The organism is Pseudomonas sp. MDT1-17 (genome assembly GCF_054898105.1).
The window spans coordinates 3,602,615-3,628,864 of the sequence record NZ_JBUBVM010000001.1 but is presented as its reverse complement, the minus strand read 5'-3'; the positions used below and the strand labels follow the sequence as shown (position 1 = coordinate 3,628,864).

General features: G+C 60.3%; 17 protein-coding genes. 6 read left to right on the top strand and 11 right to left on the bottom strand.

The features are described 5' to 3' along the window. Nucleotides 1-227 precede the first annotated feature (227 nt). The 3 genes from ACYZTX_RS16830 (at nucleotide 228) to ACYZTX_RS16820 (ending at nucleotide 3,131) form a co-directional block, all read left to right on the top strand. Nucleotides 228-1,658 carry a purine-cytosine permease family protein gene (locus ACYZTX_RS16830; RefSeq protein WP_462030178.1) on the top strand — a complete coding sequence of 477 codons (1,431 nt, stop codon included), beginning with the start codon at nucleotides 228-230 and terminating at the stop codon, nucleotides 1,656-1,658. A gap of 52 nt (nucleotides 1,659-1,710) precedes the next feature. Next, nucleotides 1,711-2,262: a VOC family protein gene (locus ACYZTX_RS16825; RefSeq protein ID WP_282378109.1), complete on the top strand. Its 552-nt coding sequence runs from the start codon at nucleotides 1,711-1,713 to the stop codon at nucleotides 2,260-2,262. 89 nt (nucleotides 2,263-2,351) lie between these two features. After that, a complete protein-coding gene (locus ACYZTX_RS16820; RefSeq protein ID WP_282378111.1) occupies nucleotides 2,352-3,131 on the top strand; it encodes a creatininase in 780 nt (259 codons plus the stop codon). Between the two features lie 12 nt (nucleotides 3,132-3,143). Here the strand turns inward: ACYZTX_RS16820 and ACYZTX_RS16815 are convergent, their stop codons facing one another. Together ACYZTX_RS16815 and ACYZTX_RS16810 are read right to left on the bottom strand one after the other, a co-directional pair. Further along, nucleotides 3,144-3,818 (bottom strand): LysR family transcriptional regulator, encoded by a 675-nt coding sequence (locus ACYZTX_RS16815; RefSeq protein ID WP_462035012.1) that lies wholly within the window; start codon nucleotides 3,816-3,818, stop codon nucleotides 3,144-3,146. 38 nt (nucleotides 3,819-3,856) lie between these two features. Then, the gene (locus ACYZTX_RS16810; RefSeq protein WP_282378114.1) at nucleotides 3,857-3,988 is read right to left on the bottom strand and encodes a LysR family transcriptional regulator; all 132 of its coding nucleotides are present in this window, start codon (nucleotides 3,986-3,988) and stop codon (nucleotides 3,857-3,859) included. 66 nt (nucleotides 3,989-4,054) lie between these two features. Here ACYZTX_RS16810 and ACYZTX_RS16805 point away from each other — a divergent pair, with 66 nt between their 5' ends. Further along, a complete protein-coding gene (locus tag ACYZTX_RS16805) occupies nucleotides 4,055-4,723 on the top strand; it encodes a LysR substrate-binding domain-containing protein (RefSeq protein WP_462035011.1) in 669 nt (222 codons plus the stop codon). Between the two features lie 36 nt (nucleotides 4,724-4,759). On the opposite strand, the gene ACYZTX_RS16800 is transcribed toward ACYZTX_RS16805, so the two are convergent. The 8 genes from ACYZTX_RS16800 to wecB form a co-directional block, all read right to left on the bottom strand. After that, nucleotides 4,760-5,407, bottom strand: coding sequence for an MliC family protein (locus ACYZTX_RS16800; RefSeq protein WP_462035010.1), 648 nt, complete (start codon nucleotides 5,405-5,407; stop codon nucleotides 4,760-4,762). Nucleotides 5,408-5,537: 130 nt separating this feature from the next. Further along, entirely contained in the window at nucleotides 5,538-6,401 is an 864-nt protein-coding gene (locus ACYZTX_RS16795; RefSeq protein WP_462035009.1) for an alpha-amylase family protein, read from the bottom strand. Then, nucleotides 6,398-7,387, bottom strand: coding sequence for an alginate O-acetyltransferase AlgX-related protein (locus ACYZTX_RS16790; protein WP_462035008.1), 990 nt, complete (start codon nucleotides 7,385-7,387; stop codon nucleotides 6,398-6,400). The genes ACYZTX_RS16795 and ACYZTX_RS16790 overlap by 4 nt, the downstream gene beginning before the upstream one ends. Next, nucleotides 7,384-8,037, bottom strand: coding sequence for an alginate O-acetyltransferase AlgF (locus ACYZTX_RS16785; RefSeq protein ID WP_462035007.1), 654 nt, complete (start codon nucleotides 8,035-8,037; stop codon nucleotides 7,384-7,386). The genes ACYZTX_RS16790 and ACYZTX_RS16785 overlap by 4 nt, the downstream gene beginning before the upstream one ends. Before the next feature lie 8 nt (nucleotides 8,038-8,045). Further along, nucleotides 8,046-10,589 (bottom strand): NfrA family protein, encoded by a 2,544-nt coding sequence (locus ACYZTX_RS16780; RefSeq protein ID WP_462035006.1) that lies wholly within the window; start codon nucleotides 10,587-10,589, stop codon nucleotides 8,046-8,048. Next, nucleotides 10,586-12,700 carry a glycosyl transferase family protein gene (locus ACYZTX_RS16775; protein ID WP_462035005.1) on the bottom strand — a complete coding sequence of 705 codons (2,115 nt, stop codon included), beginning with the start codon at nucleotides 12,698-12,700 and terminating at the stop codon, nucleotides 10,586-10,588. Before ACYZTX_RS16775 ends, ACYZTX_RS16780 begins: the two co-directional genes overlap by 4 nt. Before the next feature lie 12 nt (nucleotides 12,701-12,712). Then, entirely contained in the window at nucleotides 12,713-14,926 is a 2,214-nt protein-coding gene (locus tag ACYZTX_RS16770) for a hypothetical protein (protein WP_462035004.1), read from the bottom strand. A 41-nt stretch (nucleotides 14,927-14,967) separates the two neighbouring features. Continuing rightward, nucleotides 14,968-16,206 (bottom strand): non-hydrolyzing UDP-N-acetylglucosamine 2-epimerase, encoded by a 1,239-nt coding sequence (gene wecB / locus ACYZTX_RS16765; protein ID WP_462037059.1) that lies wholly within the window; start codon nucleotides 16,204-16,206, stop codon nucleotides 14,968-14,970. Between the two features lie 909 nt (nucleotides 16,207-17,115). Between wecB and ACYZTX_RS16760 the strand changes: the two genes are divergently transcribed. Together ACYZTX_RS16760 and ACYZTX_RS16755 are read left to right on the top strand one after the other, a co-directional pair. Then, nucleotides 17,116-18,837: a type I secretion system permease/ATPase gene (locus ACYZTX_RS16760; RefSeq protein ID WP_462035003.1), complete on the top strand. Its 1,722-nt coding sequence runs from the start codon at nucleotides 17,116-17,118 to the stop codon at nucleotides 18,835-18,837. After that, nucleotides 18,830-20,200 carry an HlyD family type I secretion periplasmic adaptor subunit gene (locus ACYZTX_RS16755; RefSeq protein ID WP_462035002.1) on the top strand — a complete coding sequence of 457 codons (1,371 nt, stop codon included), beginning with the start codon at nucleotides 18,830-18,832 and terminating at the stop codon, nucleotides 20,198-20,200. The genes ACYZTX_RS16760 and ACYZTX_RS16755 overlap by 8 nt, the downstream gene beginning before the upstream one ends. Nucleotides 20,201-20,297: 97 nt before the next feature. Here ACYZTX_RS16755 and ACYZTX_RS16750 read toward each other — a convergent pair whose 3' ends face one another. Further along, nucleotides 20,298-25,913, bottom strand: a complete 5,616-nt coding sequence (locus ACYZTX_RS16750; protein WP_462035001.1) for a putative Ig domain-containing protein — start codon at nucleotides 25,911-25,913, stop codon at nucleotides 20,298-20,300. Nucleotides 25,914-26,250: the final 337 nt, after the last annotated feature.

Here is a 26,250-nt window from a genome sequence, read left to right as displayed (position 1 = left end):
ATAAAACTCAACAAGCGAGTTTTATTTGTTAATGAGACTTTAAAGTTGTTTTGTTTGAGGTTCGGGGAGGATGTTACATGTCTCGGCAAGCTGCACAATTGATGTTTTCTCAACATCACAATATTTCTAAAACGTCTTTTAGTTATTATCAATTACGTAAAAGTACGTAGCTCGCTTTAATGGTTCGGGGCGATACAAGTGGTCGCCGCTCAGCGAGGAAAATAATAATGTCAACGCGTCGCGATTCTGAAAATAGCGTAATGAACGAGGTCAATTATGATGCATTGGGCATTGAGCCAGTGCCTGATAGCCATCGTACTTCAAGCCCGTTGGACCAGTTCTGGATCTGGGCTGGAGCGAATGTGGCGCCCATCAATTGGGTGCTGGGTGCCATTGGTATCCAGTTGGGCTTGAGCCTGATTGAAACCCTGCTGGTAATAGCGGTCGGCAATCTGTTGGGCGCCGCATTGTTTGGCGGCATCTGCCTCATGGGGCACCGCACGGGGGTGCCACAAATGGTGCTCTCGCGGTTGGCGTTCGGTCGGCGCGGCGCCTACCTGCCCACTATCATGCAAGTGCTGATGCCCATGGGATGGGTGGCCACAAACACCTGGATCGTCCTTGATCTTGCGGTTGCCGCCCTGGAAAAAATCGGTATTAGTGGTGGGATGGAGCTCAAGTACGGCATTGCGTTGGTCGTGATGTTTATCCAGGTCGGCATCGCTGCCTGGGGCTTCAACGCCATCAAGTGCTTCGAGCGCTACACCATGCCGGTGATACTGCTGATCATGGTCGTAATGACCGTGCTGGCCTTCACCCACGTGGACATCCAATGGCACGCCTCGACCACCGCAGGCATCAGCAAGCTTTCGGCAATGAGCAGCCTCATGACCGCGATAGGCATTGGATGGGGCATTTCGTGGCTGGTATACGCTTCGGATTACACCCGTTTTACCCAGAGCAAACTGTCTGACGGCCAGGTATTCCGGTCGACCTTCCTTGGCATGTTCCTGCCCACCGTCTGGTTGGCATTTCTCGGCGCTGCCATCGCTTCTGCGGGTGGCGGCTCGGACCCTGCGCAACTCATCATTGCGGTGTTTGGCACGATGGCGCTGCCGGTACTCCTTGTGCTGTTACATGGCCCGGTCGCTACGAACATCGTTGTCATCTATTCGGCAGCACTGGCAACGCTGTCTCTGGATATCCGCGTTCCACGCTGGGTTGTTTCGATGGTCTCCGGGGTGGTCGCACTGTTCATCCTCTACCTGTTCCTGCAATCCGGCGAGTTTGTGCATGCCTTTGAAAACCTGATGGTCTTCTTTGTGGTGTGGATCAGTCCGTGGGCCGGTATCACTCTGGTCGATTTCTTCCTGATTCGTCGTGGTCAAGTCGATCTGAAATCGCTTTATTGCCATCACTCTGAAAGTGCCTGCAGCGACGTCAATTGGCGAGGCGTGTTTGCACTTGCAATAGGTGTGCTGGCGGCGTGGTTGTTTCAAGTGGGAACCATTAAATCGCTGCAAGGGCCACTTGCCATGGCACTGGGTGGGATTGATTTGTCATGGTTGGCGGGATTTGCTGTGGGAGGTGGCGTTTACTACCTGTTGCACCGCTCACGACGAATAGAAGTTACCCAGTCATCAGTCCTGGTGAAGTAAAAATAATTGATGTGTTGGTTAACTTTTAATTAATTTAAAGAGGTCACAGCAAATGTCTCATCTTGAACAATTAAATGTCCTGACGGCGTTGAACGCTGGAGCTGAAGTCGATGCGTTCCTGGGTAACGTCGTCGAGATTGCGATTGTGACGCGTGATCACAAACGGACCATGGATGGTTTGCTCAAGTTGGGTATCGGTCCATGGCGTGTCTACACCTTCAGCCCGGAAAACACCCAAAACCAGACCTATCGTGGCGAGCCTGCCGATTTTGTTCTGAAAGTTTGCTTCGCCCAGTCGGGAAACATGGTCTGGGAGTTGATGGAGCCCGTTTCGGGACCGACGATTTTCGCTGATTTCCTGGACAAGCATGGCGAAGGCATTCAGCACGTCGCTTATGACTGCAACAACATCCCGTTTGAAGAGCGTATCGCCGAGCTGGAACGACGCGGCTATCAGTGCGTGCAGTCAGGCTCCTGGATGGGCGTGAATCATTTCGCGTTCTTCGGCACCGAGGCTGATACCACCACCGTGTTTGAAACCTATGCATTTCCCGCGGATTGGGATTACCCGGAACCGGAGCAGTGGTATCCGCCGCGGGCATAAAGCAACGGCGGCAATGTCTCAGCGCCTGCGGTATGCAAGCCTGGCGCTGAGGCCTTCACCACAGAGAACGACGCCCGGAGTACAACATCATGAACACCGTTCGTATGGATAACATCAGTTGGGTCGACTACGAGCGCCGAGTGCAATCAGGCGCCGTGGTTTTTCTGCCGATTGGCGCGACCGAACAACACGGCCCTCACTTGCCCCTTGGAACCGATGCATTGCTTGCCAGTGCAATCAGTGAAGACGTGGCCAGAGAAATCGACGGGATCGTCGCGCCAGCCCTATCCTATGGGTATAAATCCCAGCCGAAGTGTGGAGGAGGGCAGCACTTTTGCGGAACAACCAGTGTGGATGGTGCGACCCTGATCGCGATGGTCCGGGACGCCGTACGTGAGTTTCATCGCCATGGCGTGAAGCGTCTGGTGCTGGTGATTGGTCACTACGAAAATCAGTGGTTCGTGACCGAAGGCATTGAGCTGGCAATGCGTGATATTGGCGAGAACTCCGGTTTGGAGGTCATGCGTCTCGAGCATTGGGAGTTCGTAAAGTCACCGACGCTCGACAAGATCTTTCCCGACGGTTTTCCGGGTATCGCGCTGGAACATGCCGCGGTCATCGAGACGTCGATGATGCTGCACTATCACCCACAGATGGTTTCTCTGGACAAGATCCCGGATCACGGGCCCGCTGAGTTTCCGGTTTACGACATGTATCCGACCCGGACCGAATGGGTGCCGGTGAGTGGCGTGCTGTCCTCTGCACGGGGATCCAGCGCAGACAAGGGGAAACTGCTGGTGAATGATGTCATCAGCGGGATCGTCCAGGCAGTACGGTTCGAGTTCAGGCTCGATCACACCTTGCGGTAATCCACGTCTGATTCAGCTTTCAAAGCAGGACACCAGGAAACTCATCACCGCCTGGACGGACGGGGTATGGCGGATGTCGCTGTGAACCACCAGCCATACATCCCGCGCAAGGTCCGCGCTGACGCTTTCCATCGCCTGCAAGCCGTAGCGGTCGCCCAGAAAGTAGGGCAGCGCAGCGACACCGGCGCCTGCTTGAGCAATGGTGGCCTGGATATTCAAGTCATTGCTGCGCAGCAGGATCGGTCGATCACCCGCTTGCGCCTTGAGCCAGACCTGTTGCGGGGTCTGTTCCATGGTCTCGTCGTAAGCGATGAACGCCAGATCTTCCGGTGCCGTTTTTGACACATAGTCCGCCGAGCCATACAGGTAAAACGGTATCGTTGCGACCTTGCGGGCCACCAGGTCCGGCTCCTTGGGGCGACTGAGGCGCACGGCAATATCGGCTTCGCGCCGCGACAACGAGGCGCTGCCCAGGCTGCCAATCAACTGCAAGGACAGCTGCGGATGTTGCGCCCGCAATACATTGATTCGGGGCGCTATCAACGCACACGCCAACGCCGGCGGGGCACTGACGGTGACTTCGCCGGTGTAGCTTTCCTGCCCGGCCAGCGCTCTGCGTTGCACCGCGAACGACTCGCTTTCCATGCGCCGTCCTAACTGGGCGATACGTTCCCCGTCTTCGGTCATGACATACGAGCGAGGGCGCCTGTCCACCAATTTGAGGTTCAGCGAACCTCCAGGGCGCTGATGCGTCGCGCCACGGTGGCATGGTCGACCTTGAGCTTGCGTGCCGCCCCCGATAAAGACTGTTCGTGGGCGAAAACGATGAAGTAGCGCAGATCCTCCCAATCAAACATGGGCGTTTTCTCATAGATGAGGTGACCCGCGCGCTGACGCTAACCCCTGACGGTGAACGGCTGTTGATGGGCGCGCGCAAGATGATGATGCATTTCGACACCTTCGTACGTGAGATCAAGGAGCCCGCCGCGGTGAATCTTCTGCGCCTGGGGATCTCGGAAAACCTGGTGCCCACTCAGCTTCCCAGGTTGTTGTCGCGATTCAGCAGACTCTATCCCGATGTTCAGTTAGAGCTCACCACGGGCTTGAGTCACGATCTGCTGGGCGACTACGAAAACGGGCAGTTGGACGTGGTCATTACCAAGCGAAAAATCAGCCCCAATGCCCAGCGAGGACGAGTCATCTGGCGCGAACCTTTGGTCTGGATCGCCGCCAGGGACTACGAAATCGAAGCCTCAAAACCTCTACGATTAGTGATGATGCGGCCGCCCTGCGCGTACCGGGCAATCATGATCGAGGCCTTGGCTACCGTCCGGCGGGAATGGACTTCAGCGTGCCTGGCCAGCAATTTGATTGGCGTTCAGGCTGCAGTCGTCGGCGGGCTGGGCATTACCGCATTGGGAACGTCGTTTCTGCAGGAAGGCATGCGGATTCTGGAACCGTCTGAAAAGTTGCCGACGTTACCGAGCACTGAAGTGGCGGTGATGGGTGACGACGTCCGCACTCAGCATCTCGTCCAGCCGTTGGTATCGCTGCTGACGGAAGGGCTTATGTCGGGCACCCGTCTGACCTGAGAAGAATGAAGTTATGCCGTACTTGCGCCTGAGCAATCAGCCGACCGGCTCGGCTGTACAATTCATGTCCCCTGAGCCTGGCTTCTGGAAAAGGGCCACGTTGCCGTCTTGCCAGAAGCGGTAGTTCCCCTGGTAATCCTTGCCCGTGTATTGGGTTCCCGAATCACTCGGCACCTGGTTCAGGGTGATCGAGGTGTTCGCCCATCTCAGGTACACGACACCAGGCTGCGTAGTAAAGAAGGAGGCAGCAATCAGCGCGTTAAACCCGGTACAACGAAAAGTCAGGGGGCCTTCGGTGAGTCGGTATGGATCCTTGGTTCTCACAATGGCCGAGCCTTGGCGCAACTGGTGCGCGCGTTCGGCATAACTTCGGATCGAGCACATCTTGGGGTCCGGCTCGGAGGCACACTGATTGCGGGCGTCGATCCAGAACTGCTGGTCAATCATGACCTTGTCTGGACGCGGTACTGAATGTTCATCGGTGAGCGCCAGGCGATAAAGACGCGTCAGTTCGATATCCATCTGCGCGAGTTGTGGATCGCGACAGATAAGCTTTTCGACGGATGCCCTTGCCGTGGAGCAGTCGAAGCTGGTCACGAACGACGCAGCATTTGCGCAGGTGCTCGTCGCCGCGCACACGCTGGCAGCGAGCAGACAGGTGAAAAGGGCCGTGACCGTTTTCATGTTGGCTTTACCCAGTTCATTACGTGATGCCCGGATTGCCGTGGGACGTATCGGTCCGTTGAACAGTTATTCATTCGCATTGGGTGTATCGCAGTGTAAGTCAGAGTTCAAAACTTGCCACGATTTCGCTTTATCGCAGCAATTCCTCGACCAACTCAGGCGTCACGTAGTGCGGCCCGTCGAACAGGTAAAGCGGATAACCGTCATAGGCCGCCAGTTGCGGCTTGAGCTCGGCAGCGGTCGCGGAGCGGAAGCCGCCGCCGAAGTTGGGACGAAAGGCTTCGACGATGATCCGCACACGCTCTTTGCCCAGACGCTGGCGCATGGCGTCGGCGTAGGTTCGGGCGACCGGTGCGGTGCGGGCGTAGACGCCGACGCCGTCCTGGAAGAATACGCCGATGTCGTCCGGCAGCCATTGCTTGAGCCATTCGGCCGTGGCGACGGGGCCGATATTGGCGCCATCATAAACGCTGATCCACAACGGTCGAGGCAGCTTGGCCAGCAGGGCGGGCAGCTCTTTGGCGCGGGTCCAGCTGGGGTCGACTTCGGCCGGGAAATACCATCCAGTCACGTGTAACGGCGTAGGCAATTTGGCGATCCGTTCCGAGACCTTGGCCAGTTCCTCGATGTTGTCCCGTGAGCGGTTCTCGCTGAAATAACCCGCCAGCCCAAGGATCACATCCTGCGCCCAGGGTGCCTTGGCGATGCGTGCCCAGTCGGGCAGGACCGGGACACTGGGCAGGCCGGTGCCGGGAACGAAGGCCTGATCGTCGACGACTGTCCATTGCACCAGCAACTCACGAGCGCCAAGTTTTTCCCAGTGTCCGCTGATACCAACGGTCTTGTTGTCCGGCTGCCAGACGATGCCGACAATCCCCGGGTCCAAGGCCTTGGTCTTCGTCACGTAGAGCATGCCGGTACCTGCGCCAACGGTGACGGCAAGCAACAGAGCCGCAACAGTCGCGCGACGTGTGGTGTAGCCGAAGATTTTCACGGCAGTACCTTTTTGATGCGTTGATGCCATTGGCTCAGCGAGGTGACGCCTTTTGCGCTCCAGTTGGCTGCCGCATCCGGGCCAAGGTGGAACTGGCCCTCGTTGAATTGCCAGACAATCACTTGTGGCTTGTGTTCGGCAAAGTCCGTCGACTCCAGGTATTGCAGCAGCGTAGCCCACGGACCGACGTCGCCGGGGTTCCATGTCAGTGCGACGGGACGGTCCAGCGCATTTGAGAGCTTCTGCGTAAAACCCAGGTAAGGCTGGACAAAGCTGTTGCCGATCACCTGGACCGGCGCCGGGGCGTCATCGATCAGCAAATCTTTCTCTGCCTGATGGCGAACGGTGTAGATGTCGCGACCAATCGCCTTGCGCTTGATCGCTGGCAGAAAATTACTGGCCAGGTCGCCGAACGCACGCCTGTCGAACCACTGGCCCAGCACCGAGCCACCACCGGGGTCACCTTGCAGGCGGTAGCGCGCGGTAATCAGTTGCGCCGTGGCGTCGGCGGTGTTTTCGGCGCTCCAGGCTGTCCAGTGGTAGTCGGCGCGGTAAAACGCGGTCTGTTTGCCTTGCTCGGTCCGTTGCAGGATCGGCTTGATGTTCAGCGTGGTCAGGCCCGCTTGCGTCAGGTCGCTCTGCAAATGGTCGTAACGCTGCATGACGGCCGCGCTCAAGGGCTGATCGGCAGGAAGACGCTGAGCATAAAACGGCGCTTTCATCGGCACCAACAGCACCACCAGCCCGATGTGTTCACGTTCAAGTTGCTGCTGGAGTTCTTTGACCAGCGCAATGTTGCGGGCAGTGCCGGTGTTGTCGACCTTGCTCAGGCTTTCCCAGGCAGGAAATAACCAGCCGCCGTTGCCGGTGATCACCGCCGAGGCCGCTTGAACGCCGGTGCCTGACAGACTCGACAGCAGGCCAGCGAGCATGGCGGGCATCGACCATCGACGGACAAACCGTTCGGATGTGACTTGAAGGTTCATGGGGCGCTCTGGTCGACAAGGCCGATCAGGCGTGGCGCCTGGCGGGAGCCGATCACGAACAGGCTATAGCGATCGCCGGCCTTGAACGGCGCCAGCTTCAGCGGCGGGCTGGCGATTTCATTGCAGCTGGCAATCAACGTCGCCTGTACCGGGTTGATCGTGCGCTGGGCTTGTCCGTTGAACGGCAGCTGGTTGAATACCGGGGCGCCATTGGCCAGTTTGACCCCAGCCTTTTCGCAACCGCTGCTCAGGTTATAAACGTTGAGTTCGGCGCGCAGGTCTTTACCGCGCAGCGGCGGGTCGACGACCAGGCGTGGCGCCCGTGCCGGGTCGCTGTCCAGAATCAAGGTCACCCTGGCACTTTTCGGTGCGCTTAGGCCTGTTATCTCGCGACCATTGACGGTCAGCTTGAGCGGCTGCCGCGAGTCCACGACCTGAAAGGGGCTGGCCACCGTGCTCCGGGCGGAAAGGCTAACGCTTGCGCTTTGGCCCACCTGGACCTGCATCGCGGTGTCGGCCGGATTGACTACCCGCACATACGCGGAGCCTTCGGGCAATTTGGGCGCGTACAGCTGGGCGATTTCCGGGGCGGCTTGTGCGCCTGTCGAGAGCAGGCCAAGACCCAGCCACACACAGATTCGAGCGTTCATACAAGTCCTCAGTAGGAATAAGTCAGGCGAGCGAACACGCCTTCGGCACGGTCATCGCCCAGCACCTTGACGCGGTACTGCAGGGAAAAATCAACGTAGGAGCGAGGCGCGTTGTACGCGTCTTCACGGAACCAGTACCGGACGTTGTTACCGACACCCACGCCGCCGGCCTTGCCGGACGATGAGTCCGAACGGCCATCGGCATCGGTGCCGCTGTTCATCTTCGAGTCGTAGTCGTATGCGGCCACGACATGCGGGAAGCTCACCCAGCGCGAGCCAGCGCCACCGATCGCATAGCTGCGGCCGACCTGCCATTCGCTGTTGAAGTAGTTGCGCGAGTCGTTGACGTAATGACCCGCTTCGGCGAACAACTGCGAGGTCCACCAACTGGAGGCATCGACGCGCAGGTCAGTGCCGACGCTGGAGCCGTAACCCAAACGCAGCAGCCAGTCACCGTCAACGTCGGACGATCCCAAGGGGAATGTGCGCTCGACGGCGGCCATCACGTTCAGAGCGGTGAAGGGTTTGACCCGCACGCCGACAGCACCTTGCAGCGCATCGAATCCGGTGTCCGAATCGCCGTTCTTGCTCCAGAGCGTATCGGTGACGCGTCCGTAAAGTTCGACAAAGCGGGCGTTGCGATAGCCCAGCGGACGCCAGGACAGTTCGGTGCTGTTTTGCAGGCTGTCATTGCTGCTACTGCCGCCGCTCGGCGCGGAGCTCAGCCCACTGCTGGAACTGTTGCCGCGATAACTGGTGGTGCTGGTCAAACCCATTCTGCGCGAGACATCGCCCACCGCGCGGCGAGTGTCGAACAGCTGCTGCGCGGGCATGTCCAGTTCACCGGTCTGTTGCGCATCGATGACGCGCTCGAAGTAGCCTACGGCTTGCTGGTCTTCGTTGGCGCGCATTGCGGTGTAGGCCGCATCCTGAGTGGCCGTCGGCGTGAGCCGGGTGTCGGCATCGGCCTTGCGGAACGAACCGAGGGCGCCGTCATCATCGCCGGCCTGAACCGACAAATACGCGATCTGCAGGTCACTCATTGATTCCAGTTCGCCGCTGTCCCGCGCTTGTTGCAGTCTTTCGCGGGCGGTGCGGCGCTGGCCGAGGGCGGCATACAGACTGGCTTCTTCGTAAGCGGGCAGGCTGCCGAGGGCCAGGGCTTGGGTGAAGTCTTTGCGCGCCCCGGCATCGTCGCCGGATTGCTGGCGCAAACGACCGCGCTGGGCCAGCAGCCGTGCGTCATCGCCATTGAGCTTGAGACCGTCGCTGGCAGCCACGATGGCTTCGGGCACACGCTTCTGCTCGCTCAGGGCACTGACCAACAGACGCCGATACGCCGGATTTTGCGGCGCGCGGCCGATGGCTTCGTTCGCCAGGGCAACCGCCGTCGCGGGGTCCTTGCGGGCCAAGGCAGCGTAGGCCTGGGCGGCCATGTCGGTGCCCGCATCGCGCTGGTTGCCCGGCCAGATATCACAGACCAGGCCGAAGGCACTTTCCTGACAGTTCAAGGCCGGTGCCGGAAAGTGGGCAACAGCGTTCAAGCCGTTGTTTTTCTGCCGCAGCGCCATTCGTGCGGCGGTGCGTCGACGGGCCACTTCGCCGCCTTCAACGTCGACCAGTGGCTGCAGATGATCGAGCGCCTGCTGAGGCTCGCCATGGGCCAGTGCGGCGTCCGCGGCGAAGAAACGAATGTCACGAATTTCCGCTTCCAGCAGGCCATCGATGGCCAGGGCGTGATTCAGGTCAGCCTGGGCTGCCTGAGTCTTACCCTGACGATCAAGGGCGTAGCTGCGCAAAATCCACGGTGCGATTTCCCCATCGTCCTGAGCCAACGCGCCTGACGCCGCCAGCTCGGCGCCACGGAAATCGCGGGCCGCGAGCAGGGCACTGATCAGCAATTGCTGATTGGCGCCGATTTCCGGGGCCAGGGCGACGGCTTTTCGGGCCTGGTCAACGGCGAGGGTCGCATGGCCTTGCTCCAGGGCGCGATAACCCTGAACCGCCAGCGGCGCCGCCAGTTGACGACGAATCGCTTCGCGACGCATCAACAACGTATCGTCGTCCGGGAACACCGCGAGGGCCTGGGTAGTGGCTTGATCCGCGTCTTGCAGATGCTGTTGGCGCTGCAAGGATTCGATCAGCAGCAATCGATAATCCATGCGTTTGGGCGCTTGGGCGATGGCTTTGCGTGCCGCCTGCGCAGCAGTGCCGAAGTCGTCGCGGTCGTAGGCCTTGAAGGCCTGAGCCGCGGCGCCGAAGCCTGGGGCCTGACGCGACTGGGGGTAGCGTTTGGGATGATCACGCAGTTCCTTGTCGCGTTGAGCCAGCACAATCAGGGTGTTCAAACGGGTGATATCAGCCCGCTGACGCAACGCTTCGCGGGCCTTGGCGATGGCCAGGTCGTAGTCTTTGCGCTCGTACGCGCTGTACGCCTCGTTGGCCGTTTCATAGGCCGGGCCGGTCAACGGCAGGGGCAGCGTCTCGGCATGAACCAGCCCGGGTAACAGGCTTAGCCCCGTGGCCATGAGGGTCAGGAAGGGGCGGTTCATGCCGGAAGCTCCTCAGGGTAATGGCTGTGCTGACGCGCCACGGCCTTTTCGATGGTGGAGCGGGGCAGCACGCCGCTGTCGACCAGATAGTCGCCAATGCGTCCGTGATGCTGCGGGCGGTACTGCAACATGGAGCGGCTGAACACGTCGCGATCCAGCAGTCCCATTTCGATCAACAGGTCGCCCAGCAGTGGCGCACGGGCATCCGGTACGGATTGGCCTTCGCGCACGTTCAGTTGACGCAATTGCGCAACGATTTCGCTTTCCCGGGCAATCAGCTGCACCGGTTCGCTGCCCAGTTCATCGCTGACCTGTTGCAGACCTTCGGCCGGCAGAGGGCTGGCGACGGCGACTTGCGCGCGGCCGTCGGCATTCAAGCCAAGCGGCACCACGCGCCAGCGCAGGGCGAACTCATCGTCCAGCGTCACGATTGAGTCGCGGGCCTTGGCGGCCACATCGAACACCCGCGGCAGATCGTTCTGGAAGGCGATGGCTTCCGCCAGCGTCTCATCGTCCAGCCAACCGTTGCTGAGCAAAATCCGCCCCAACGGCATGTGCCGGGTTTTCTGTTCGGCGAGGGCGCTTTGCAGGTCGGCGTCGTTGATCGCCTGCCAGGACAGCAACACGCTGCCCAGCTTGCGCGGTGCGGCAGCCACCAGGTCGGTGGACGGGAAGTCGTGCATGGTCTTGTCCCACACCAGCTTGCGGTTCATGACTTTGCCGACGATGAACATGCGCCAGGCCCGTGACGCGGCCATGAAGTTGACGAAGTTGCCTACCACCATGCGCGGGATGGACAACAAACCATGCTGCCAGCCGTACAGCACGGTGGTGAAATAGCAGCGGTGGGCGATGCGCCAGGCCAGCGCGGCACCGTTGGCCAGCAGCAGGTACTTGATGAAGCCGTTGGTTTCGAACGGCGTCGGGAAACTCACGTCCCACAGGCCACTCTGGCGCAGGATGATCAGGCCCAGCAGTTGCACCAGAATCACGTAGGCGATGATGCTGACGAACGCCGTCACCACGCCCTTGCGGTCACGAAACAGCAGGTACCGGTTGGCCAGCGAGCCGTTCCAGCCCATTTGCTCCCAGCCTTGCAGGCCAATGCCCAGCGTCCAGCGGGCTTTCTGGCGGAACGCGGTACGGAAGGTATCGGGAAAGAATTCGCGCACGCACAACGGCATCTTCAGGGTCGATTCGTAAGGCTTGCGAAACCAGGATTTGCGCAACACGCGAAACTGCACCGGGAAGCGCACGAAAATCGCGTTCATGCCGACCTTGGCCAGGCGTGCGCCGACGTCGTAGTCCTCGGTGAGGCTGTCAGTGTTGAACGGCTGGTTCTGGGTTTCCCCGGCCAGTACGCGCAGGGCACGGTGGGAGAAACAGGTGCCGACACCGGCAGACGGCACCGTGTCGGTCATGCTTTCCCGCACCACCAAATCCTTGCCATGCCATTCGGCGAATTCGTCCATATAGGTGCCGGCCACCCATTCGTACCAGTTGCGCTCCAGCGAAACCACGGGCAACTGGATCATGTCCTTGCGCGGCAGCAAGTAATTGAACAGGCGCAATTCCATCGGGTGCAGCACGTCTTCGCTGTCGTGCAATACGACGCCGGCGAAGGTCATGCCGTGGGTTTGCTCGTGCAGGAAGATCGCCTGGATCACCCAGTTCAGGCAGTCGGCCTTGCAGGTCGGCCCGGCATGCGGGACTTCCACGCGATGCAGCTGCTTGTAGCGCCGACGCATGCGTTCCACTTCATCGATGGTGCGTGGGTCATTGATGTAGGTGCCGACGAAGACCACATAGTTCTGATAATCCAGGGTCGACACCATGTTCTCGATCATCGGTGCGATGACGTCATATTCCAGCCAGGCCGGGACCATGATCGCCAACGGCTGCTCATCCCGGGCCATCAGTTGCTCGGCGGTCAGCGGCCGGTATTTGCGATCCACGGTGAACTTGCGAAACAGGCGGCGAGACCAGTACCACAGGTCAATGAACAGATCGTCCAGGCTGGAGATCAGAATCAGCACCGCGACCACGATGGTCGAGATCTCCAGGAAGCTGTAGTAATGGGCCAGCCAATAGGGCCAATAAAGCGACGTCATCGAAAGGTTCCGTTACTGGCGATTGCGACGGGCGCTACGGCCAGCCAGCAACAGGATGAGGACCAACAGAATGCCACCCGGAATCAGCCACAACAGCGACGGCGTGCGCCAGGCGTCCAGGCCCTTGGGTTCTTCGTTGTCGATCAATTGGCTGCCACTTGGGTCTTGGGTGTCGAAGGTGGTCAGTGCGCCGTTGTCACCGAGGATGGCCACGTCGCCGCGAGTCAGCAGAATCTGTTTGGCGAAGCGTGGCGCGTCATTGCCCAGGGCGCGATAGACCAGACCGTGCTGGCCGCCGGCATCCACCACTTGCAACGAGGCCAGGTGGTTGAGGGGATGGATGTCCAGCAACATCTGATCCTTGTGATTGATGCGCAAGCGACCCTGATCATCGACCTGCACCGATTCCTTGCTGTCCTTGATCGGCAACTCGAAGGCCAGGAAGGCTTTGTCCGGCGCGACCGAAACCTTTGGGTCGGCGCTGACGTTCAGTTGCGCCCGCAATGGCGAAACGCCGGCGGCGTCAGCCACCGAAATCACCTGCGGCAAGCTGCTCGCCGGATGCTCGAGGTAGGCCTGCGGCACGAGGATTTGCGTGTCCATGGCAAAGCGCGCGGCCATGCCGGAGAAGTCATCAGCCAGCGCGGTTTTTTCCAGCACGATATGGCTGGTCGGCAGCACCGAGACCGGGAAGGCCTGTGGCGTTTCCAGGCAACGATCGCTGACCGGCTGACGCTGGAACGACACGCGCAAAACGTTCTTCGAACCCAGGGCGTAACGCGGGATACGTGCTTCGATGCGTTGCTGTTCACCGTTGGCCACGAGCTGTTGCGCGCCAATCAGGTAATCGTTGAGAAACAGCGAGGCCACCGGCGCGGTGTCCGAGGCACCAGGGGCGGCAGACACATCGATCACCGCCCTCACCGGCAGGCGACCGTCGTAGGCCACGCTGCCCAGAGGGAACGAGGTACTCCAGTCGGATTTGGCCAGCACGTCGATGGCGCCGGGGTTACCGCCCAGGCGTGACAAGGCCACACGGCCGTCGGCGCTCAATGGCATCTGTGCTTCGCTGACCGTCAATTGGCGGCTGCGTGCGAGTGTGTTCCAGGCCGAGCTGAACAGGGCCAATGCCTTGCCGGTCGCTTGCGGCGCGATCATCAACACCGGACGTGTGCCCAGCAATGCCAGGCGTACGTTGTCGGTACCGGTGGCGGCCAGACCTGCATTGATATGCCGCTCACGCCATTGCGTGAAGGCGTTGGCTGCCGTTGCGTCGAGGCCCTGAATCTGGCTCTGCAGCGCGTCCAGCGATTCATTGACAGCTTTGAGCAGTTGCGGGTCGTTGATGGCCAGATCCGCCTGGACGTTCGGCGTCTGCCCCAACATCAACAGCGCACCGATTTGCGCCGGCTCGGCCAGAACGTGCGCGCCTTTGCCGTTAAGGCTGGCAAACGCTGGAATCGTCAACAGTTCGGCGGGGATCCGCAGGCCACTCAGGTCAATGCTGTCTTGCACGGCGGGGAAGGGCAGAACGCGGCTGTGCTTGCCAATCCGCTCCAGTGCCACACCGAGGCGCCAGGCCGCGTCGTAGCTTTCAGTGGATAAGGTGCCCGGCGCGACCATGATCCCCGGTTTGCCAGGCAATGCCGTCCAGGCAGCACCGACGTCCTGTAACTGGCTGGCGTCGTAGCTGTAATTGAGGCGGGTACCCGGTTCGATACGCAACACGTTGCCGATGGCACGCTCGTCTTCGCACAACACACGGGACACGACTGACGACCAGGCAATGCCCAGGCGCAGCGAGCCGCTGTCACGCGCTTTCTTGTCCACGCCCAGTATGGCGCTGGCATCACCCTGGGCTTCACTGAGCCCTTCGGCGCGTACCGGATAGCCGTCCAACGACAGCAACAGCGTGTTGCGTCCGCCTTCGCCATTGAGGTAACTGGCGTCGAAATTCAAGGTGGCATTCGTCAACGGCACACCCGCCGGTACCGGCAGATACAGTTCGCGTCGGGCGTCAGTGGAGCCGAGAATGATCGGTGCGTCGATCCCCAGATCGCTCAAGCGGATTTCACGCTCCTGTCGGGTGTCGGCGTTGAGCCGGTTGATTGCCTGGGTGAGCGGGCTGTCCGCGGCCAAGGCAAAGGTCGGCATGAGCGCGAGCAGGCTCACGCCACAGGCAAGGGCGCTGAGCGCACCCGTATGGATGGCAACGGAAGACTTCATTCAGGTAGATCTCGAGCTGATAGGGGGAGGAGTGGTTTGGTTTATTGAGAGGTAAAAGCCGGGTGATTTTTCTCGGGCACGGGCACTGCTGACGGGTAATGCAGGAACTTGGGCAAGGGCTGCCCGGCCACGACGAAATCATTGACCGGGCGACCCATCAGGGCATCGACGATGCGTGCACTGGCCTTGCCATCACCGTAAGGGTTGGCTGCCTGGGAGCATCGGCGCCACAGCAAGTCGTCATCGAACAATGCGTTGACGCCAGTGATGATCGAGTCCGGCGAGGTGCCAACCAGGCGCACAGTGCCCGCCGCGACAGCTTCGGGACGCTCGGTCACATCACGCATGACCAGCACCGGCTTGCCCAGGGAGGGTGCTTCTTCCTGCACGCCACCGGAGTCGGTGAGGATCACATGCGCACGTTGCATCAGGCGCACGAAGGCCAGATAGTCCAGCGGCTTGATCAGGTGCACGTTGGGCAGATCGCCCAGCTGTTCAGTGACGGGGCCCATGACATTGGGGTTCAAGTGCACCGGATAGACGATCTGGATATCAGCGCGCCGCGCCAGATGGCTCAAGGCCTTGCAGATATCCAGGAATCCTTCGCCGAAGTTTTCCCGGCGATGCCCGGTCACCAGCAGCACCTTGCGGCCGGTTTGCAGGAACGAGAACTGCCGGTCCAGGCTTGCACGCAGGTCAGCGTCCTGCTCGATTCGCCGGGCCGTCATCTGCAACGCGTCAATTACCGTATTGCCGGTCACGAAGGTGCGACCTTGAAGGCGTTCGTCGAGCAGGTTCTGGCGCGACTCGTGGGTCGGCGCGAACAGCATGTCCGCCCCGAGGTCGATGCAGCGGCGGTTCATTTCTTCCGGCCACGGGCTGCAGATATCACCGGTTCGCAGCCCGGCTTCGACATGACCGACCGGGATGCGTCGATGGAACGCAGCCATTGAGGCAACCATGGCCGAAGTGGTATCGCCATGTACCAGCACCCGGTCCGGGCGGGTCATTTCCAGCACAGGGTCAATCGCCCCGTAAAGCGCCGCGGTCAACGAGTTGAGCGACTGGTGCGGGGTCATCACATCGAGGGTGTAATCGGTCTTGAGGTCGAACAGATCCAGCACCTGTTTAAGCATGCTTTGATGTTGGCCGGTGACGCATATCTGGGAATGAATGCCAGGTTCCGCAGCGAGGGCTTTGACCAAAGGCGCCATCTTGATGGCTTCTGGACGGGTACCGAAGATCGAAAGGATTTTAACCCTTGAATGAGGACGAGCGATGATGTCTTCCTTGCGCAGTTTCAGTGCGCACACAACAGCGGCCCAAGTTTTATTGAAACTTGAGCGCGTCAGCGTTATTTGAATTTAGTAAAGACCGGGGCAGTCAGCGTGAGATCAGATGTTCACTTCATTGTGAGGTAGTGCGTCGCCTTAAGCCCGGAACCGGCCGGATTATTAGCATCGATGGCGAATGTTGCAAAGTGTTATATGCGTTATTTTTTTAATGATAAACGTTTGAAACTTTTATGTTTGTGGTCGGTCTTTTTTAGTTTTTTGTAATTCTTTGGAAGTTTGTTCTGATTGTTGTATCGCCATTAATATCCTGATTTATAACGATATAATTGTTTTTACATCCATTCGTCGGCGCGGATGAATTATTCATTTGTTACATCGGTCGCGCTCTGCGTGTTAACGGTCTGGATTTCTAAAGTGAGGGTTATGATAGTCACTGAAATGACGCCTGTATATTGTCATGGTGCAATAAGTGTTTCTTTGCGAAGTATTAATGAACTTTCCCTCTGTCTTCAATTATTGATAATCCTTCAGCCTTTACTGGTTAGGGAGTGACTCGGAGAATGGAGTCTTTGAGTGACCAATAACAGCAAAGCGCCATCCCATCTCCCACCGTTAAAACCCGCCTGATCAGTGATTGTCAGCCAGACATCGATACTCAAGGGGGGAGCCGTACGGATCTCGGCAATATTCCCGCCCGTCACCCACATGAAAACCCAGCCCGTCGAACCGGCACTAACCCAAGGATGCGTTGTCAGTAATTGGCGCCTGTAGCGACGAGATTCGTCTCTGATAGCGGCACGTCAGGCTACGTTTAGTGTTTCTCCAATGCCTTAGGGCAAAAGCTCGCGATGGATTGCGTCTTTGACCGACTATTCCTTTTGCGAGCGACACTCTATGGGTTTGCTTCTCGATCCGCGTCATGACATTGATGCCGCTTTATTAAGCTATCGCCGTGTGTTCTGGTCGTTGGCACTGTTCAGTGGTGTGATCAACCTGCTGGTGCTGGTGCCGTCGCTCTACATGATGCAGGTGTACGACCGGGTACTCACCAGTCGCAACGAAACCACCTTGTTCATGCTCACCTTGATCGCCCTGGGACTGTTCATGTTCAGCGCCCTGATCGAGTGGGCACGCGGCGAGGTGATGATTCGCATGAGCGCGGGGTTGGACGAGGCCTTGGGCGAGCGGATTTTCGACGCCGCCTTCGCCCGCAGCCTGCGTGAGCACAACGCCAACCCGGCGCAGGTGCTCACCGATCTGGCGACGCTGCGGCAGTTGATCACCGGCCAGGGCCTGATCGCCTTGCTGGATGCACCGTGGTTGCCCATCTTCGTGCTGGTGGCGTTCATCTTTCATCCCTGGTTCGGCGTGCTGACGCTGGTTCTGGCCTTGGTGCTGATCGGCCTGGCGCTGTGGGGCGAGCTGGCGACTCGCACGCGCTTGGCCGAAGCCAATCGCCTGGGCGTGCAGTCGTCGATCTATGTAAACAGCACGTTACAGAATGCCGAAGTCATCCAGGCTCTGGGCATGCTCGGGCCGTTGCGCCAGCGCTGGAGCCTGCTACAACAACGCATCATTGCCGCCCAGGCCCATGCCAGTGATCGCGGCGCGCGCATCACTTCGACGACCCGTTTCGTGCGCATCTCCGGACAGTCGCTGGCCTTGGGCCTGGGGGCGTTGCTGGTACTTGAAGGCCAATTGTCGGCGGGCATGATGATTGCGATGTCGCTGCTGCTGGGGCGTGCCCTGGCGCCCGTGGAAATCGCCATTGGCTCGTGGAAGCAATTTAACTCCGGCCGCCAGAGCTACCAGCGCCTGAGCCAACTGCTTGCCCAGCATCCGCGCGAGCGCCTGCGCATGCCATTGCCACCGCCCACTGGCGCGGTGCGCCTGGAGCAGGTGTATGTCGGCCCGCCCGGCGCCTCGCAACCGATCCTGCGGGGCATCAATTTCAGCCTGTCCAAAGGTGATGTGCTCGCCGTCGTCGGCCCCAGCGCCAGTGGTAAATCAACGCTGGCCAGGGCGCTGGTCGGCGTATGGCCGGCCATGGGCGGGTCGGTGCGCCTGGACGACGCAGAGATCAGTCAATGGTCCCACGACGCCTTGGGCCCGCACCTTGGATACCTGCCGCAGGACATCGAGCTGTTCGACGGCAGTGTGGCCGAAAACATTGCCCGCTTTGGCGAGCAGGACGCCGACAAGATCATCGCCGCCGGGCGTCACGCCGGCATTCACGAGATGATCCTGAAATTCCCCAAGGGTTACGACACGCCGCTGGGCCCCGGCGGGCTTGGCTTGTCCGGTGGACAAAAGCAACGCCTCGGCCTGGCTCGCGCGCTCTATGGACGCCCGTCGCTGATCGTACTCGATGAGCCCAACTCCAACCTCGATGAAGCCGGAGAGGTGGCACTGGTGCAGGCCATCAATGCGCTCAAGGCGGCTGGCAGCACCGTGGTGCTGATTACCCACCGGCCTAATGTGCTGGCGGTGGTTGATCACATCCTGGTGCTCAAGGACGGTACTCAACATGCATTCGGTCCAAGGGATCGGTTGCTCAAGGCATTGAGGCCGGGGCCAAGACCGGCCGCGGTCAGGGAGGCTGGCGGAGATGCGTGATCTGACCCCAGAGGCACAAACGTACAGCGAGCAGGGGCTGAGCGTGCGCGGCGCCACAACGCTGCCCTGCGCCAGCACCGACGCCGGGGGGGCGGCACGCTATGGTGTGGGTTTCCTGGTCCTGACGCTGGGTGGCTTCCTGCTCTGGGCCTGCCTGGCGCCGCTCGACCAGGGTGTCGTGGGCAGCGGCACCGTGGTGGTGGCGGGCGAACGCAAGGCTGTGCAGTCATTGGTCGGTGGGGTGGTGGAAAAGCTGCTGGTCAGCGATGGCGACCGCGTCACCCAGGGACAGTTGCTGGTGCAGCTCAATACGGTGCAGGCGCAGTCGCAACGGGACGTGACCTTGGGCAAGTTGCTCAACGATCGCAGCGTCGAGGCGCGGTTGATTGCCGAGCGCCTTGGCTCAGCCGAGATCCAATGGCCCGCCGAATTGCTGGAACGCGCCGACGAGCCGCGGGTCAAGGCCTCCATGGCCTTGCAGAGCCAGTTGTTTCTGACCCGCCGCGCAGAACTGGGCAGCCGCTTGCAGATCATCGAACACGAAGCCGCGGCCTTGCAGCAGCAATTGCTCGGCTACGAAGGCGTCAAGCGTAACTACGATACGCAGATGCGCTTCCAGCAGCAGGAGCTGGAAGGCCTGCGTAATTTGGCCCTTGAAGGCTACATTCCGCGCAACAAACTCTTCGAGGCCGAGCGCAATGCAGCCCAATTGGCTGGACAGATTTCCTCTGGAGTGGGCGATGTCGGCAGGACCCGCCAGGCGATCAACGAAAGCCGGCTCAAGGCTTTGCAGGCGCAGCAGGAATTTCGCCGCGATGCCGAAACCCAGCTCAGCGAGGTCTCTGCCGAGGCGGCAGGTTATGCCGATCAGATTCATGCCTTGCAGTTTGAAGTCGACAACGGTGCGATCCGTGCGCCGGCGTCCGGGCAGGTCATGGACGTGAGCATTCATACGGTCGGGGGCGTTGCGCAGGCCGGCCAAACCCTGATGCAGGTGGTGCCGCTGGATGCGCCGATGGCGATCACCGCGCGTTTCGAGCCGCTGATGGCCAATAAGTTACGCCCGGGTCTGCCGGTGCATGTGCATTTCACCGCGCTGCAACGGGTGGATACGCCGACCGTCACCGGTACGGTGACTACGGTGTCGGCGGACCAGTTGATCAATGAACAGACGCACCAGCCGTATTTTTCCGCCAAGGTCGAAATTCCCGCCGACACCGTCGCCTCGCTGCAAGCCGCCGGGCTGCTGGTGCGCCCCGGCATGCTCGCCGATGTCACGGTGGTGACGGGGGAACGCACCTTGATGAATTACTTGATGAAACCTTTGCGTGAACGCTTGCTTGCGGCCTTCAAAGAGGAATGACATGTGGGAGCGAGCCTGCTCGCGATAGCGGTGGATCAATCAGCATCCATGCTGAATGTACCGCCGTCTTCGCGAGCAGGCTCGCTCCCACATGAGGTCAGGCTGTGAAGTCGCTGGCGTGCAGCTCCTGCACGCCCACCATTTGTATTTCGAAGTCAGGCGTGGCGTCGGTGTTGACGCTACCATAGAGGATGCCATCGGCAAAGCGAAGTTGGCCGGTGGCGTTGGTGGGGTCGAAGGCGTTGCTGCCGATGAACGTGAAGGCATCAACGGTGGCGGTCAGCGGGTTGGCGTCCAGGCCGGTGAAATCCAGATGATCACCCTCGGTGGTCTTGAAACCGCTGATCACATCGTGCAACGCCCCGACGCCCATGTCCGACAGGGCACCAAACGCGTAGGTGTCCGCGCCAGTGCCGCCGGTGAGGTTGTCGGTGCCTGCGCCGCCGATCAGCCGATCATCGCCCGAACCACCCACCAGCGTGTCGTTACCGGCACCTCCGTTCAGGATGTTCGCGGCGCTGTTGCCCGACAGACTGTCGGCGTAGGCGCTTCCCGTCACGTTTTCAAAGAATTTCAAGGTGTCGAGCCCAGAACCCACGGTGTTTTGTTGTGCGGACGTCGAGAGGTTTACGGTAACCCCCGCCGAGGCACGCTCAAAGGACACCGTGTCTTTGCCATCGCGCCCGTCCAGCATGTTGTTGCCGGCACCGGCGAACAGCGTGTTGTCCAGCGCGTTGCCCGTGCCATTGGCGGCGCCAGCGCTGTCGATAGACAGATTCTCGACGTTGTTGCCGAGGGTATAGGCCGCCAGGCTGCTGTGGACGCTGTCGATTCCTCCAGGCACCGCATTGCTGTTGGTCTCGATCACGGTGTCGTCGGCGTTGTCGACATAGTAAGTGTCGTCACCATCGCCGCCGCTCATGCTGTCGGCCCCTGCGGCACCATCGAGCACGTTGTCGGCAGCATTGCCGGTGATGAAGTTGCGCCGCTCATTGCCGGTGCCGTCGATTTCTGACACGCCGGTGAGTACCAGGTTCTCGAGATTGGCGCCCAGCGTCCAACTGACCGAGGCCTGCACCGTATCGATCTGCGAGGTCGAGGTATTGGTTTCCATCACGCTGTCGAACGCGTTATCGACCACGTAGATGTCGTTGCCATCGCCACCGGTCATGGTGTCGGCGCCCAAGTCGCCATCCAGTGTGTCGTTGCCCGAACTGCCCACCAGGGTATCAGCCTGATCAGTACCGGAAATCATCCCGCCCTGGTTCTGAGCGTTGTCGAAAATGGCCTGCACGCTGTTGTTGTCGTTGGGGTTGCCTTGGAAGCCAAGGTCATCGGCGATGTAATCGGCCAAGCGCTGGCCGACGATTTCCGCCGATTCCTCGTGCAGGTGCCAGACGTCGTCCGGGTACACCAGCGGATCGACTTCATAACGCAAGGGCAGGTCGGTGTAGTCCACCGCCAGCTTGACGTCGGCGCGCTCGGCGGCGATGGCTTCCTGGGCGGCGCGGACATAGCCGGCCCCCCCGACGATGGAGGCAATTTTCTCTTCCGAATAACCACGGGCACGCGCCGCATCCTGCTCGTAGTGACCGGTTTCCATCATGTACACGCTGAAGTTACCGAACTGGGCATGCAGGTAATCAAACACATTCAGGGTCGCGGCCTTGTACGCCGCTGCTGCCGCGGCTTTGTCGGTGGAGCGGCCAATCTCCTGGGCGGCTTCCTCGCCCTGGCCCCAGATGATGCCCATGGTGACGTTATCAATGGATTTGAGTTCGGTGAGCTGGTCCTGCAGCAACGCCACGGCACGCAATAGCGCAGGCCCGGGTTGGTTGGTGTCGGTCAGCCACCAGCACAAATTGAGTTGCTCGGCGCCCAGGGTCGACAGGCCGTTGACCGTGCTGCCACCCACCGCGATGTCAATGCCATTGCCATCGGCGTCGGTAAACTGGCTGCGCACGTCATAGTCGGTGTAGCGGTCCAGGTCCTTGACCAGCATTGAGGTGCCGGATTGATCGTCGTCCTCCGTCATGCGCAGCAGGCGCGCATTGGATTGGCCGAGTGTGGGCAGGTAGAGGATGTCTTGCTGGGCGCGCTCACCGAACACGAAATCACTGGCGGTCAGGGTGTTGAGGTAGTTGCCGTTGAGGGCGATTTCGAAGCGATTGCCATCGGCGTCGGCCTCGGCGGATTTGATGTAGGTCTTGTCGCCGGCCGCGTTGAGGGTCATGTACAGCGTGCCATTGCTGCCATCGCCGAGGCCGAGAAAACCAAGTCCCGAAACATTGATCTTGTCGACGCCCACGGTGAAGTCATAAATCGTGTCGGTGGCCGTGACACCGCCGGTGTCGTAGTCGCGGTAGCTGTCGAGTACGTTGGTGTAGCGGAAGGTGTCGGCACCGTCGCCGCCGTACAGCGAATCGCGTCCGGCGCCGCCGTCGACGATGTCCGCGCCGGTGCCGGCCTTGATGGTGTCGTTGCCACCGAGGCCGAGGATCAGGTCTGCGCCCGCCGTACCGTTGAGGCTTTCGGCGTTGTTGGTGCCGGTGATGGTGTTGGCGGGCGCATCGGCCACCGCCAGGGCGAAGCTGTCGCTGACCGACGCCCCTGAAGGATCGGTGGCCTTGACCAGTACGTTGTAATTGCCGGACGCCGTGCTGATCGGCGTGCCGGAGAACGTCAGGCTGGTGGCATTGAAACTCAGCCAAACGGGCAGGGCGCTGCCGTCGGCGAGGGTCGCGGTGTAGGTCAGCGCATCCTGGTTGGCATCGGTGAAACTGTCGTGGGTCACGGTGTAGTTGAACGGCGTGCTTTCGGTGGCGCTCTGGTCGAGGAGGGGGATGGTCACCACCGGCGCTACATTGCTGGGGGTGTTTTGGTCGGCGAAGAGGAAATGACTCGCCGTCAGGCTGTTCACCAGGTTGCCCGCCAGTGACACTTCGAAGCGGTTGCCGTTGGCGTCGACGGTGAGGTCCTTGAGGTAGGTTCGGTTACTCGAGGCGCTGTAGGTCACTTGCAGCGTGCCGTTCAGGCCATTGCCCAGGGCCGTGTAGCCGAGCGCCGAGACATCGATCTTGTCGGCGGTCACGTCGAAATCGAGGATCTGGTCACTGGCACTGGTGGACCCGGTGCGGTAGCTGTCGAGTGTTGAGGTGTAGCGGAATACATCGGCACCCGCGCCGCCGGTGAGTTTGTCCGCGCCGGTGCCGCCGACCAGAATGTCGTTGCCGGCGCCACCATTAAGGGTGTCGTTACCGGCGCCACCGAACAGTTGTTCGTTGGCAGCGGTGCCCGTCAGCGTGTCGTTGTTCGGTGTGCCATTGATCACAGTGGGTGCGGCGGGTACGTCCTGTACGGCCAGGGTAAAGCTGTCGTTGACGGTTGCATTGCTGCCATCGGACGCGGTGACCTGTACGGAGTAAGTGCCCGACGCGGTGTCGCCAGGTGTGCCGCTGAACGTACGAGTGGCGGCGTCGAAAGTCAGCCAGCTGGGCAGGGCGCTGCCATTGGCCAGCTTGGCGGTGTAGCTGAGGCTGTCATTATCCGGATCGGTAAAACTGGCGGCCGGCACCACGTAGCTGAACGGGGTGTTTTCGGTGGCGTTCTGATCCAGCAACGCCGTTGCCACCACCGGCGCATGGTTGACCGTTGGCGAAGTGGCAAAGACGAAATTGGCGCTGGTCAGTTTGTCGAGGTAATTGCCGTCCAGCGCGACCTCGAAGCGGTTGCCATTGGCGTCGGCAGTCAGGGTCTTGATATAAGTCTTGGTGCCGGCAGTGTTGAGCACCAGGTACACGGTGTTGTTTTTGCCGTCCCCCAGGCCGGTGAAACCCATGGCCGAGAGGTCGATCTTGTCGGCGGTGATATCGAAGTCGGTGATCAGGTCGCCAAGGTTGGCGCCACCGGTGTTGTAGTCGCGATAACTGTCCAGGCGGTTGGAGAACACGAAAGTGTCCGCTCCGGTGCCACCGGTGAGGGTGTCCATGCCGGCGCCGCCGTCAATTTTGTCGTCGCCCGCGCCGCCACTGAGGCTATCGTTGCCTGCCAGGCCGAGCAGGGTGTCGGCCGAATCACTACCCGACAGCGAGTCGCTGCCGCTGGTGCCGGTGACCACACGGTTGAAGATGAAGTTGCTGGCGGTCAGGGTGCTGACCAGGTTGCCCGAGAGAATCAATTCGAAGCGATTGCCGCTGGCGTCGGCATCGTAGTCCTTGATGTAGGTGCGGTCGTTGCTGGCGCTGTAGCTGACCTGCAAGGTGCCGCCACGGCCATTGCCCAGGCCGGTGAAACCGAGGCCGGCGAGGTCGATCTTGTCCTGGGTGACGTCGAAGTCGGTAATGGTGTCATCGAAGCTTGCGGTTGCGTTGCGGTAACTGTCGGACTGGGCGATGAAACGGAACGTATCGGCACCCGTGCCGCCGGTGAGTTTGTCGATGCCTGCACCGCCCACCAGAATGTCGCCACCGGCCCCGCCATTGATCGTGTCGTTGCCGGCCGCGCCATAGAAAATCTCGCTGGCGGCGCTGCCCAGCAGGGTGTCGTTGCCAGCCGTGCCTTGCACGGTGGTCATCGGCACCGTGGCGCTGACGTAGCTGCCGTCGCCATAGACCAGGGTGGCGCCTTTACTGGTGTGACTGATGGTGTTGCCGATGATGGCGTTGCGATCGGTGCCGTCTTCATTGCGCTCTGCAACACCGTAGGTCGACAGGTCGCTGCCGCTGATGATATTGCCCTGGATGAGGTTATCACTGCCGTTGAAGTACCTGCCGGACACGCCCAGGGTGTCGTCGTAGGACTGGATGATGATCTCGGGTACAGCGCCGCCCAGTGAGTTGTTGTTGAGCGTGTTGTCGATGACTTCGACGTGGTTGCTGCCGTAGACGCGTATCCCGGCGCTGGCGTTGTCGTGGATATCGACGCCGCTGACGGTCACGTCGCTGGACAGTTTGATCAGCACGCCTTCGGCGCCGTTGCCGTACACCTCGCCACCGGTGATGGTGATGTTGCTGGGGGAGGGGATGTCCTCGCTGCCGCGCTGCACCACGATGCCATTGCCGCCATTGTTGTAGGCAATGTTGTTGGTGAGGGTGAAGTCGTGGGTACTGGTGACGACGTTGAAACCGTGGCGGTCATTGTCGTAGGCGACATTGTTTTCGAAGGTGCTGTCGCTGAGGAAGTCAGCAACAAAGCCGTCCAGGCCATTGCCGTGGGACACGCTGTTCTTGATGACCATGTTGACGGTCTGCTCGTGGGGGTCGAAACCGTACCCGGAGCAATCCTTGATCTCGACGCTGTCGAGGGTGACGTTGGAGTCGTAGCCTTCCTCGCCGGGAATGTAGCCGTTGAACCAACCGTCAATCTTGCCCGTGGTGTTGTCACGGTTGCCGTCGATGGTGAGGTTGCTGACGCCGAAGTCGTGGGTTTCCTCGCCATAGGCCGAGCGGATGACACCGGTGATCTTGGTGTCGGAGCCGTCAGCCACCTTGACGGTGGTTTCGCCCATGCCGTCCCCGTACAGGTAGACGTTGCTCTTGAGCATCAGGCAGCCGTCGGAAGGTTCCTCACCTCCCGAAACGATATAAGTTCCGGTCGGCATATACACCTGACCCCCGCCTGCGGCGGCCGCTGCATCAATCGCACTTTGTATCGCCGCCGTGTCGTCTGTGATGCCATCTCCTTTGGCGCCAAAATTTTGTACGTCGAAAATCATGAGGTTATCTCCGTATCAGGCTAGAACTCGCTAGACGCCAATATTCCATCGACGACCACCGTGTTATGACCCAGCGGAGCGCAAAAGTTGTGACCGCATATCGGAGAAGTGTCAATAAACCTAACTAACTGATCGGCGGCTGTTAAGAATTTCGAGCAAATAACGTTTCGTTGACGCTCGCTCAGGCAGCGTGCGATGCCCTGTGGGAGCGGGCTGGCAGGCACCTGGTCGCCGCGCTGGGTTTCATCGCTACGGTGTTTTTCGAGGTGTTATTTATCGAGAGGTTTCGCGAACGAGGCAGTGCAGAAGAAGTTATTTGTTGAGCCACAAGTATTCA